The sequence below is a fragment of the Kitasatospora sp. NPDC004745 genome (assembly GCF_042873275.1).
GTDB lineage: Bacteria > Actinomycetota > Actinomycetes > Streptomycetales > Streptomycetaceae > Kitasatospora.
Genome location: NZ_JBIALK010000021.1, coordinates 159888 through 170369, shown reverse-complemented (window position 1 = coordinate 170369; position 10482 = coordinate 159888). Strand labels below are relative to the sequence as shown.

The window sequence follows — 10482 nt, the reverse complement described above, 5'->3', positions numbered from 1 at the left end:
TCCGCCGCGAACGGAGCGATCTTCGCCTCGGCCAGCGAACGCACCGCCTCACGGAGCATCCCGTGCTCCTCGGAGATACGGAAGAGATCGAAGTCCTGGCTCATGATCGCCACTCCTGTTTCACGACGGTACTCAGTACCCTTCATTATGCATGCGCGCAGCAAAAAGGGAACTCAGTGCCTTCACATGGCGGCACTGAGTTCCCTATCCTTTTTCCTGCCGAACTTCTGCCGAACAAGCCGGTCCGAGCGCAGGGAGATGACAGCGTGGTCCACTCAGCCATCGACACCGACACCCGGAGCACCACGCTGTACTTCCAGCGCTGCGCGTGGTGCAGCAACCCGACCTTCCAGCGACTGCTCTGCCCCACCTGCGGCTCCACCGAGCTGCGGCTGGAGGCCAGCACCGGCACCGGGGTCGTCCGGCGCTGCGAGGTCGAGCAGGCCCGCACGCCGCTGGTCCGTCAGAAGTCCCTGATCCGGATGGCCGAGGGCTTCGACGTGTGGTGCATCGTCGACGGGCTGCGCAGCACCGTCCCGGTCGGCACCAGGGTCCGGCTGCTCCCCTCCCCCGACTCCGACCAGCCCGAGCTGCGGCTGCTCCCGATGGAGGAGCCGCAGCCCCCGCTGGACGCCGAACCGCGCCCGCTGCCGCCGGCCCAGGGCGGCTTCACCCAGCACCTGGCCGCCTTCACCGAGTAGCCGCGGGCGGCCGCCGCCACGCCGGAGGGCGTGCGGCGCGGCCCCCGCGCACGACGGAGGGCGTGGCACCGAGTACCCGGTGCCACGCCCTCCCGTGCTCCCCGCGGGGATCAGCCCTTGCGGACCTTGACCTCGGCGGTCAGCTGCGGCAGGACCTCGAAGAGGTCGCCGACCACGCCGTAGTCCGCCAGCTCGAAGATCGGGGCCTCCGGGTCCTTGTTGACGGCCACGATGGTCTTCGAGGTCTGCATGCCGGCCCGGTGCTGGATGGCGCCCGAGATGCCGTTGGCCACGTACAGCTGCGGCGAGACCTGCTTGCCGGTCTGGCCGACCTGGTTGCTGTGCGGGTACCAGCCGGCGTCGACCGCGGCACGGGAGGCGCCGACGGCCGCGCCCAGCGCGTCCGCGAGCTCCTCGACCACGCCGAAGCCCGAGGCCTCGCCGACACCGCGGCCGCCGGAGACGACGATCGCGGCCTCCGTCAGCTCCGGACGGCCGGAGGAGACGCGCGGGGTGCGCGAGGTGACCTTGGCGGCGTTGCCGGTGAACTCCACCGACACGTTCTCCACCGCACCGGCGGCCGCGGCGGCCTCGGGGGCCACCGCGTTCGGCTTGACGGTGATGACCGGAACGCCGTTGCTGACGCGCGAGTCGACGGTGTACGAGGCGGCGAACACCGACTGGGTGGCGACCGGACCGGCGTCACCGGCGCGGACGTCGACGGCGTCGGTGATGATGCCGGAGCCCAGCCGCAGCGCGACGCGGGCGGCGACCTCCTTGCCCTCGCCGGAGGAGGTGACCAGGACGGCGGCGACGCCGTTGGCCTTGGCGATCTGGGCCAGGGCGTCCACCTTGGGGACGACCAGCTGGTCGGTGAACTCGGCGCCGTCGGCGACGTACACCTTCGCGGCGCCGAACTCGGCGGCCTTGGCGGCGATGTCGGCCGCGGCGCCGCCGGCGCCCAGCACGACCGCGGACGGCTCGCCGATCCGGCGGGCCAGGGTCAGCAGTTCGAGGGCCGGCTTGCGGACCGCACCGTCGGCGTGGTCCACCAGGACGAGAATCTCAGCCATTGCTCAATGTCTCCGTGTTTCGCTGTGGCAGGGGGTGGGTGGCTGGGCGCGCCGGCTCAGATGAACTTCTGGTCGGCGAGGCTGACTCGAATCAGATGAACTTCGCTGACGCGAGGAAGCCGGCGAGCGCCTTGCCGCCCTCGCCCTCGTCCTTGACGACGGTGCCCGCGCTGCGCGCCGGACGCGCCGCCACCGACTCGACCGCCGTCCACGAACCCGCCAGACCGACCTCGTCCGCCTCGATCCCCAGGTCGTCCAGGTCCAGCGACTGCACCGGCTTCTTCTTCGCCGCCATGATCCCCTTGAACGACGGGTAACGGGCCTCACCCGACTGGTCCGTCACCGAGACCACCGCCGGCAGCGCCGCCTCGACCAGCTCGGTCGCCGCGTCACCGTCACGACGCCCGCGCACCACACCGCCCTCGACCGACACCTCGGACAGCAGCGTCACCTGCGGCACGCCCAGACGCTCCGCCAGCAGCGCCGGCAGCACACCCATCGTGCCGTCCGTCGACGCCATGCCACCGATCACCAGGTCGAAACCGACCTGCTCCAGCGCCTTCGCCAGGATCGCCGACGTCCCGATCACGTCCGTGCCGTGGATGTCGTCGTCGTTCACGTGCACGGCCTTGTCCGCACCCATCGACAGCGCCTTGCGCAGCGCGTCCTTCGCGTCGTCCGGCCCGACCGTCAGCACCGTCACCTCGGCGCCCTCGTTCGCCTCCGCGATCCGCAGCGCCTGCTCCACGCCGTACTCGTCCAGCTCCGACAGCAGGCCGTCCACGCCCTCCCGGTCGGTGGTGTGGTCGTCCGCGAACCGACGGTCACCCGTCGCGTCCGGCACGTGCTTCACGCAGACGACGATCCTCAAGCTCATGAGCGGTTCTCCTGTCACGGGTGCACTGGATCCATGCCTCAGGTGATGCCGAGGGTACTGAGTGCCAATTCCGGCCCGGCCGCGCCCTGCGCGCCGCAAGCGCCACCTGGACCGGCATGCCGTGTCGGCTCTCTTCGACTGGCGTCAGAGGCTCCACCGAGAGAATACGGCACTCAGTACCCCTGGTAAAGGAACTCAGTACCCTTCCTGGTGGCCGGGCGGCCTGGTCGTGCCGGTACGACCCCCCAGGGCCACGGCCGCCTCGCCGGTGTGGACGCGGAAGGTGAGCGACTCCTGGAGGTAGAGCCGCACCGTGTCGGCGTCGTGCGCGAGGTAGCCGACCGAGACGTCCTGGCCGAGGAAGAGCTCGAAGTCGCCGCCCCGGGTGGAGAGCAGGAAGGCGCCCTCGATGGCCGGGGCCCAGATGATGTCGCCGTCGAGGAGCCGGGCGAGGTGGTTGTGGACGGGGTAGCCGTGGTCGCTCGTCTCGTTGACGGCGGTGAAGGCGTCCGCGCCGAGCAACAGCGAGTAGGGCCCGCCGACGCCGGCCAGCCGCAGGGCGGTGAGGGCCCGGCTCACCGCCTCGGGGTACTCCCGGACGTCGTCGGGCAGCGGCACCCGGGCGTTGGTCGAGGCGTCCCGGATGCCCTCGATCGCGGCGGCGCGGTAGCCCTCGAAGACGGCGCGGTCCTCGGCCAGCGCGATGGTGCGGGCGGCGTCCTTCACGGGCTGCCAGTCGGAGTCGCGGGCGCCGCGCTCGACGTCGTCGACCGCCTCGCGCCGGACGGTGAAGGGGACGCGCAGCTCGACGACGGGCTGCGCGGCGCGGGCGCGGGCCTCGACGCCGTCGGCGGGCGGCTCGACACCGGTCAGGTGGCCGGTGCCGACGGCGGCGAGGGTGGCGCCCTCGGGGCCGTGCAGGTCGACCACGCGCCGCCCGGCGACGTGCAGCCTGAAGGTCTGGCGGGCCTCCTCCTCGATCTCCGCCCACGCGGCGGCGGAGACGGGGGCGAGGTCGCGGTGCAGGTTGTCCATGGTGCGGGGTCCTTGTCGGGTGGGCCGGCTCAGCAGGTGCCGCGCAGGCTGCCGATGCCGAGCGAGCCGTCCGCGCGGGGCGCGGCCGGGGTGCCCGGCACCGGCGGTGCGGGCGGGGTGCCCGGCGCCGGCGGTGCGGGCGGCGGGGAGTCGAGCAGCGCGGCGGTCGGGACGAAGAACAGCGAGCCGGTGACGGCGGTGGAGAAGTCGAGCAGCCGGTCGGTGGTGCCGGGCGGGTTGCCGACGAACATGTTGCGCAGCATCTCCTCGGTCACCCCGGGGTCGCGCGCGTAGCCGATGAAGTAGGTGCCGAACTCGCCGCCGCGTTCGAAGGAGCCGAAGGCCATGTTGAAGCGGACGATCTTCCGCTCCTCGCCGTCCGGGCCGGTGACGACGGTCAGCGCCACGTGCGAGTCGGCGGGCTTGACCTCGTCGTCCAGCTCGATGTCGGTGAGCTTGGTGCGGCCGACCGCGCCCTCCTGCTCCTCGACGCTCAGCGCGTTCCACGTGTCCAGCCGGTGCAGGTACTTCTGGACGACGACGTAGCTGCCGCCGGCGAACTCCCGGTCCTCCGCGCCGACCAGGGCCGCGGTCACGGCGGCCCGGCCCTCGGGGTTCTCGGTGCCGTCCACGAAGCCGAGGAGGTCCCGGTCGTCGAAGTACCGGAAGCCCTGGACCGAGTCGACCACCGTGGCGGCCCCGGCGAGCCGGCCGGTGAGCTGGCCGGCCAGCTCGAAGCAGAGGTCCATCCGTTCGGCCCGCAGGTGCAGCAGGAGGTCCCCGGGGGTGGCCGGGGCCCGGTGCCGGGCGCCTGCCACCTCCTGGAAGGGGTGCAGGGAGGCCGGCCGGGGGCCGGTGAAGAGGCGGTCCCAGAGCCCGGAGCCGATGCCGGTGACGCAGGTCAGACCGCCCTCGGGGGCGCGGAAGCCGACGGCGCGGCGCAGCCCGGCGAGGTCGGGCAGCAGTGCACGGACGGCGTCCTCGCCGCCGGGCTCGACGGTGAGGACCAGGAAGACGGCCGCGCTGGTCAGCGGGGAGAGCACGGCTTGCGGTTCGGCCTGCATGGTCGGCTCGCCCCTCCTCACCGCGCCCGGAGGGCGCCCCGCTCGGCGCGGTGGTCGCCGCGGCGCGCCGGGCGGCCGGAGCGGGACGGGGCGCCGGGAGCGGGACGGACCAGCGGAGATCTGATCATGCGTACGATTACACCGCAGAGCGGACGTTTCGGCACGGGAGCGGGCGCCCGAACGGAGCACCGGGCGGCGCGACGGAGGTCCGGCGGGCAGGGCGGCCGCCGCCCCGGACGTGCGGCAGGGGCGGGCGCCCTCGCGCACCCGCCACTGCCACTGCCACTGCCACTGCCACGCCGACGGCTCAGGCCCGCAGCGCCGCCAGCTGCTCGGCGAACGGCACCACCTGGTCCGGCAGGGTCGGCGCCGCCGGGCCGCGGCCGGCCAGCAGCGCGGCCAGCTCGCCCGCCGCCCGGTCGATCCGGCCCGGGAGGCCCTCGGTGAGCCCGTCCCCGCCGGCACCCCAGTCGTCGGTGGCCGCGTAGACGGCGGTCGGCACCACCACCGCCCGCAGGTAGGCGAAGAGCGGCCGGACGGCGTGCTCCAGGGCGAGCGAGTGCCGGGGCGTGCCGCCGGTGGCGGCGATCAGCACCGGCTTGCCGGCGAGCGCGTCGTGGTCGATCACGTCGAAGAAGGACTTGAACAGACCGCTGTAGGAGGCGGTGAAGACCGGCGTCACCGCGATCACGGCATCCGCCTCCGTCACCGCCCCGACCGCCGCCCGCAGCGCCGCACCGGGGAATCCGGTGACCAGGTTGTTGGCGATCTCGACCGCCAGGTCGCGCAGTTCGACCACCGTCACGTCGGCCGCGGCGCCCTCCGGCAGCCCCGCCCGCGCGGCCAGCTGCCGGTCCGTCGACCCGGCGAGCCGGTCGGCCAGCAGTCTGGTCGAGGACGGCTTGCTCAGCCCGGCACTCACCACCACCAGCTTGAACGCGTTCACTCGGCCACCTCCACGGCTTCCTCGTCCCGGGCCGCCACCCGGGCGGCGTGCGTCGGCCCGTCCGGCACCCCGGCCGGGCGGCCCTTGGCGAACTCCTCGCGCAGCACCGGCACGACCTCCTCGCCGAGCAGGTCCAGCTGCTCCAGGACGGTCTTCAGCGGCAGGCCGGCGTGGTCCATCAGGAACAGCTGGCGCTGGTAGTCGCCGAAGGTCTCGCGGAAGGACAGCGTCTTCTCGACGACCTCCTGCGGGCTGCCGACGGTCAGCGGGGTCTGCTCGGTGAACTCCTCCAGCGAGGGCCCGTGCCCGTACACCGGCGCGTTGTCGAAGTACGGACGGAACTCCCGCACCGCGTCCTGCGAGTTGCGGCGCATGAACACCTGGCCGCCGAGGCCGACGTACGCCTGCTCCGGCGTGCCGTGGCCGTAGTGGGCGTAGCGCTCGCGGTAGAGGCCGACCAGCTTCCGGAAGTGCTCCTTGGGCCAGAAGATGTTGTTCGCGAAGAAGCCGTCCCCGTAGTAGGCGGCCTGTTCGGCGATCTCCGGGCTGCGGATCGAGCCGTGCCAGACGAACGGCGGGACGCCGTCCAGCGGGCGCGGGGTGGCGGTGAAGGACTGCAGCGGGGTGCGGAAGCGACCCTCCCAGTCCACCACGTCCTCGCGCCAGAGCTGGTGCAGCAGTGCGTAGTTCTCGATCGCGAGCGGGATGCCCTGGCGGATGTCCTGGCCGAACCACGGGTAGACCGGGCCGGTGTTGCCGCGGCCCATCATGAGGTCCACCCGGCCGTCGGCCAGGTGCTGGAGCATCGCGTAGTCCTCGGCGATCTTCACCGGGTCGTTGGTGGTGATCAGGGTGGTCGAGGTGGAGAGGATGATGCGCTCGGTCTGCGCGGCGACGTAGCCGAGCATCGTCGTCGGCGAGGACGGGACGAACGGCGGGTTGTGGTGCTCGCCCGTCGCGAAGACGTCGAGGCCGACCTCCTCGGCCTTGCGCGCGATGGCCACCATGGCCTTGATCCGCTCGTGCTCGCTCGGGGTGCGTCCGGTGGTCGGGTCGGGGGTGACATCGCCGACGGTGAAGATTCCGAACTGCATGCTGCTCACCACACTCCAGGTCGGCCCGGGCCTGCGGGCCCGGGCTCCGTGGCCCTCCCGGGCCAGATCGTCAAACTTTCAACCACCTTAGCACCGGGGTGCGCCCCACTATTCCCACCGGGCGCCCCCGCCCCGGACGCACCGCTCCCCCGCCGGCCGCCGGCCCCGCGGGATCCACGGGACCCGCCCACAATTGAGGGAGGAGCTCCGGAAGGGCGGCGAACCGATGGCGGCGTACATCGCGGTGAGCGCGCTGAGCCACGAGGGCCTGGTGCGGGAACACAACGAGGACAGCCTCACGGTCGGCCCGTGGACGCTCTGCGCCACCGTGACCGGCAACCCGCAGACCCTGCTGTTCCCGCTCGGCCCGCCCTGCGTGGTCGCCGTCGCCGACGGGCTCGGCGGCCACCCCGGCGGCGAGGTCGCCAGCTCCCTGGTCGCCCGCCGGCTGGCCGCCGACGGCGCCGGACTGACCGACGAGGAGGCCGTCCGGGAGGAGCTCCAGGACTGCAACCGCGCCGTCTACGCGGCCGCCGGCGGCGACCCCGGGCTCGCCGCGATGGGCACCACGGTGGCCGGCCTCGTCCTGCTGCCCGACCAGGCCCTGGCCTTCAACGTCGGCGACAGCCGGGTCTACCGGATCACCGCGGACGGCCTGCACCGGGTGAGCGTCGACGACAGCCCCCCGCTGCCGCCCGGCCGGCGCACCACCTCCGTGGTCACCCAGACCCTGGGCGGCTCGCTCGGACTGACCTTCGTCGAGCCGCACCTGCGCACCGAGCCGCTGGCCACCGGCGACCGCTACCTGGTGTGCAGCGACGGACTGACCGACCCGGTGCCGGAGGAGGAGCTCGCGGACCTGCTGGCCCGCTCCTCGGGCGGCTCGGAGCGCGCCGACGGGAAGGCCGCCTTCGACCTGTGGAAGGCGGCCGTCGAGGCGGGCGGGCCGGACAACATCACCCTGGCGCTGGTCCGGATCGGCGAGTAGGCGCCCCGCGGGGGAAGCGGACCGCAGGACGGGGAAGCGGACCCGCCCCGGCGGGGCGCCGAAGCGCTCCCGCCGGGGCGGTCACCTGTCCGTGATCGGTCGCTCCGGGGCGCCGTCAGAGTTCGCTCGTGACGCTCACCCCGCCGAAGCCCTGCTGGGCGTAGAGGCTGAAGTAGACGTAGCCGGCCGGCGGATCGGTGACGGTGAGGGTCTCCGCGTTGTCCGGCCCCGCCGAGCGGGTGGCGTAGGCGTTGGTGTACGCCCAGCCGCTCGGGTTGTAGTAGAGGTCGCCGTTGCCGGTGCCGCCGCTGGTGGTGATCCTCACCTGCTTGGTGCCGGCCGGCACCAGCAGGTAGAAGTGCGCGTAGTTGCCGGTGGTGGCCGCGATGTTGCTGCGCGCGCAGTTGGCGTCCAGCTTGCGGACGTCGGTGCCCACGCACTCCGGCAGCTGCGGCTGGGTGGGCGTGCCGCCGGCGCAGGCGCCGCTGGCGCACCTGGTCAGCCAGGCGTCGAAGTCGGCGTCGTACCGGGTGCCGATGGTGGTCTTGAGCAGGGTCCGGGCTCCGGCCCAGTCGCCCGTGCGGTACTCGGCGAGCACGGCGTCGAGGTCGGAGCGGTGCTGCTCCAGCATGTAGCGGACGGCGAGGTAGCCCCAGCGGTAGACCCGGTCCTGGTCACCGTAGCCGGTGTCGAAGAGGTCGCTCAGCTTGTAGGTGTGCCGGGCGGCCGCCGCGATGGCACCGTCGTTGACGACCTTGCGGTACGCGTAGGACACGTACTCCGCGAAGCCCTCGACCCACCAGACGGTCGGGGTCGACATCCCGGCGTCGAAGTCGCCGTACATGTCGAACCGGCCGTCGAGGAAGTGCGTGTACTCGTGGTTGAGGTTCCAGATCTCGAACGAGGGGCGGGCCCACTCGGCCTCGTAGGCGACGAACCGCGGCTGGTTGCCGGCCTTGGCCGGGTCGCCCTCCAGGTACATGCCGCCGTTGTTGGTGTTGATCGCGTAGATGACGGCGGCCAGCACCTGGTAGTCGAAGGAGGAGTGGAAGACCACGACCTCGATCGTCCGGTTGTTGTCGTCCCGGACCGGGCCGTTGTCGCGCGCGACGGTGTGGAAGAAGGCGTCCTGGCCGGTCAGGCTGGTGCAGGCGGTGCCGAGTTGAGTGGTGTCCAACGCCTGGGCGAGGATCGTGATGCTCGGGCTGCAGGTGTACGAGACCGGCAGGTTGGCGGCCTTGAAGCGGGCCGCGTCGTCGCAGGTGCCGTAGGAGGCGCAGTTGGCGGTGTCGTAGAAGCGGACCGCGAGGGCGACGGCCGCCCGCTGGTAGCGGGTGCGGTCGGCCGGGGAGGACTGCGCGGCCAGCGTCTGCGCCCACGGGCGGATCCTGGGCACGAAGGACTGGTACTGCATGAAGCGGGTCATCTCGGTGACCGCGTTGAAGACCAGGTTGCCGTAGGAGCCGCCGAGCTGGTCGTTGTTGCGCACGGCGAAGGTGTACAGGGCGTCTAGCACGCTCGGGTCGGCCTGTACGGCGGGCAGGAAGTCCGCTTCCTGGTGGCCGCGGAAGAGCGCGGTGAACACCGGGTTCAGCGCGTACGCCATGTTGGCCGGGTTCCAGGTGGCACTGTCGTAGGCGGCGAGCAGCTGCTTCACGACGGGCAGGTAGCGGGCGCTGTCCTGGGCGCTGTCGATCAGCGTGGTCGCCCGGCCGAGCGGGCCCGAGTTGTCGTAACTGACGTCCCGGGAGTGGGGGTTGGCGAAGAACGCGTCCAGCGCGGAGCGGGTCGCCGTCTTCAGGGCGGCGCCGTACGGGCCCACCACGTCCGCGTTGTAGAACTGCACGAAGTAGCCGGCCTGCAGGTAGTACATCAGCTGCGTGATCGACGAGTCGTTGGTACCCCGGTAGCCGCCGGCGGCGTCGCGCACCGCGTAGGCCACGGTGACCATCTGGGACTCACGGAAGGCCGCCGCCGCGTCGCCGCGGCCGATCTGGAACAGGCTGCTGATGCAGTCCAGGTCCACGGACTTGATCTGCTGCACGAGGGCGCCACCGGTGCGGCCGGTGAAGTCGCCGACGTTGCAGGCCGCCGCGGCGCCGGCACCGGCCGCGCCGGAGCCGAGGGCCTTGGCGGCGGACCGCCCGGACGCCGCCGGATCCGCCGACTCCAGGGCCAGCGGGGCGGGTTGGCGGGGCGGGAGGGCGCTACGGCCGTCCGCCGCCTCCGCGGCGGCCTGCGCCGGGGAGGCGCCGATCGCGGGCGGCGGGGCCGGCGCGGTCGGCGCGGGACGGGTCGCGGTGGCGTCGCCGGGGCTCGGGGCGGCGGCGGGGGCGGCCTGGCTGCGCGGGGCGAACAGGCCGACCGTCAGGAGCAGGGTCAGGGCGAGCGTCAACAGTCTTGCCAGCTGCGGGAGTCGCAACGGGCGTGGGGTACTCACGTGGGGGCCTCCGGGCCGTCGTCGGCCGCGCTGGGGGTGCGGCCGGTGTGGGGGCGAGGACCGTTGGCGGCGGCTCCGCGTGGGGGCGGCTCCGCCGTGCACACGGTGGGGAGTGTGACATGTACCATGGCACACATCACATGACGTTGAACAGCCCCTGAGCCGAGATCGGTTCGAACGGGAACGGGACGACGACGAGGCCGTGGTGACGGTTCGTCACCACGGCCTCGTCGCGGACCCTCCGGGCGCCACGGTCCACGGACC

General features: G+C 72.8%; 10 protein-coding genes. 2 read left to right on the top strand and 8 right to left on the bottom strand.

Annotated features, from left to right (window positions below; all coding sequences use genetic code 11):
* Positions 1 to 266 precede the first annotated feature (266 nt).
* On the top strand, positions 267 to 701 hold the full coding sequence (locus tag ACFYUY_RS29085) for a hypothetical protein (RefSeq protein WP_360223533.1): 435 nt from the start codon (positions 267 to 269) through the stop codon (positions 699 to 701).
* Between the two features lie 110 nt (positions 702 to 811).
* Here ACFYUY_RS29085 and ACFYUY_RS29080 read toward each other — a convergent pair whose 3' ends face one another.
* From ACFYUY_RS29080 to ACFYUY_RS29055, 6 genes are all read right to left on the bottom strand, one after another.
* Complete coding sequence (locus tag ACFYUY_RS29080; protein ID WP_387904998.1) at positions 812 to 1774, bottom strand: electron transfer flavoprotein subunit alpha/FixB family protein; 963 nt, start codon at positions 1772 to 1774, stop codon at positions 812 to 814.
* Positions 1775 to 1865: 91 nt separating this feature from the next.
* Complete coding sequence (locus ACFYUY_RS29075) at positions 1866 to 2651, bottom strand: electron transfer flavoprotein subunit beta/FixA family protein (protein WP_387904995.1); 786 nt, start codon at positions 2649 to 2651, stop codon at positions 1866 to 1868.
* Positions 2652 to 2846: 195 nt separating this feature from the next.
* The gene (locus ACFYUY_RS29070) at positions 2847 to 3686 is read right to left on the bottom strand and encodes a family 1 encapsulin nanocompartment shell protein (RefSeq protein ID WP_360214257.1); all 840 of its coding nucleotides are present in this window, start codon (positions 3684 to 3686) and stop codon (positions 2847 to 2849) included.
* Between the two features lie 29 nt (positions 3687 to 3715).
* The gene (locus ACFYUY_RS29065; protein WP_387904992.1) at positions 3716 to 4750 is read right to left on the bottom strand and encodes a Dyp-type peroxidase; all 1035 of its coding nucleotides are present in this window, start codon (positions 4748 to 4750) and stop codon (positions 3716 to 3718) included.
* 307 nt (positions 4751 to 5057) lie between these two features.
* Positions 5058 to 5696, bottom strand: coding sequence for an FMN reductase (locus ACFYUY_RS29060; RefSeq protein WP_360214253.1), 639 nt, complete (start codon positions 5694 to 5696; stop codon positions 5058 to 5060).
* Complete coding sequence (locus tag ACFYUY_RS29055; protein WP_360214251.1) at positions 5693 to 6790, bottom strand: LLM class flavin-dependent oxidoreductase; 1098 nt, start codon at positions 6788 to 6790, stop codon at positions 5693 to 5695. The genes ACFYUY_RS29060 and ACFYUY_RS29055 overlap by 4 nt, the downstream gene beginning before the upstream one ends.
* Before the next feature lie 226 nt (positions 6791 to 7016).
* On the opposite strand from ACFYUY_RS29055, the gene ACFYUY_RS29050 reads away from it, so the two are divergent.
* Entirely contained in the window at positions 7017 to 7778 is a 762-nt protein-coding gene (locus ACFYUY_RS29050; protein ID WP_360214249.1) for a protein phosphatase 2C domain-containing protein, read from the top strand.
* Positions 7779 to 7893: 115 nt separating this feature from the next.
* Here ACFYUY_RS29050 and ACFYUY_RS29045 read toward each other — a convergent pair whose 3' ends face one another.
* Together ACFYUY_RS29045 and ACFYUY_RS29040 are read right to left on the bottom strand one after the other, a co-directional pair.
* A complete protein-coding gene (locus ACFYUY_RS29045; RefSeq protein WP_387904987.1) occupies positions 7894 to 10218 on the bottom strand; it encodes a M9 family metallopeptidase in 2325 nt (774 codons plus the stop codon).
* 136 nt (positions 10219 to 10354) lie between these two features.
* Positions 10355 to 10477: a hypothetical protein gene (locus tag ACFYUY_RS29040; protein WP_360214245.1), complete on the bottom strand. Its 123-nt coding sequence runs from the start codon at positions 10475 to 10477 to the stop codon at positions 10355 to 10357.
* Between the last annotated feature and the right edge of the window lie 5 nt (positions 10478 to 10482).

Bases quoted from the DNA above. Each gene is read 5' to 3' on its own strand.
- ACFYUY_RS29080 (WP_387904998.1), bottom strand. From the start codon at position 1,774: ATGGCTGAGATTCTCGTCCTGGTGGACCACGCCGACGGTGCGGTCCGC.
- ACFYUY_RS29065 (WP_387904992.1), bottom strand. From the start codon at position 4,750: ATGCAGGCCGAACCGCAAGCCGTGCTCTCCCCGCTGACCAGCGCGGCC.
- ACFYUY_RS29050 (WP_360214249.1), top strand. From the start codon at position 7,017: ATGGCGGCGTACATCGCGGTGAGCGCGCTGAGCCACGAGGGCCTGGTG.
- ACFYUY_RS29075 (WP_387904995.1), bottom strand. From the start codon at position 2,651: ATGAGCTTGAGGATCGTCGTCTGCGTGAAGCACGTGCCGGACGCGACG.
- ACFYUY_RS29055 (WP_360214251.1), bottom strand. From the start codon at position 6,790: ATGCAGTTCGGAATCTTCACCGTCGGCGATGTCACCCCCGACCCGACC.
- ACFYUY_RS29070 (WP_360214257.1), bottom strand. From the start codon at position 3,686: ATGGACAACCTGCACCGCGACCTCGCCCCCGTCTCCGCCGCCGCGTGG.